This is a genomic window from Leucobacter sp. M11, from assembly GCF_035726885.1.
Taxonomy (GTDB): domain Bacteria; phylum Actinomycetota; class Actinomycetes; order Actinomycetales; family Microbacteriaceae; genus JAPFRB01.
The window spans coordinates 237035-237486 of record NZ_JAPFRB010000004.1; the positions used below are offsets into that span (position 1 = coordinate 237035).

The following is a 452-nucleotide window of genomic DNA, read 5'->3' on the forward strand; positions in this document are numbered from 1 at the left end:
ACGGCCTGCAGCTGTCGCGCACCCAGCCGCGGCCCGCAGCCCAGCCCACCCTGCCGCTCTGGGACGTGCAACACCCGATCATCGATGCCTACGAGCGCGCCCTGCCCGAGGGCGTGGCTCCGCGGGTCTCCCTCGCGCGCACGGTCGTCGTCGCCGATGACGGCGAGGCCATGAGGGAGCGCGCCGAACAGCGCTACCGGGTCTCGCCCCTCGCCCGGCGCACCCTCGGCGACGAGCTCGACCGGCTCAGCCGGGAGGACCTCTTCGACCGCCTCGACGTGCACGTGGGCGACGTGGACACCGTGGTCGCCTCGCTCGCCGCGGACACCGCGCTGCCGCGGGCCACGCAACTGTCCTTCCAGGTGCACTCCGTCGATCCGGAGCCCGCGCTCATCCTGCGCTCCCTGGAACTGCTCGCCACCGAGGTCGCCCCGCGGCTCGGCTGGCGGGAG

Annotated in this window: 1 pseudogene; it reads left to right on the forward strand. The window is 74.6% G+C overall.

Annotated features, from left to right (window positions below):
* A pseudogene (locus tag OOT08_RS13100) lies at positions 1-452 on the forward strand (putative FMN-dependent luciferase-like monooxygenase); the annotation flags it as partial.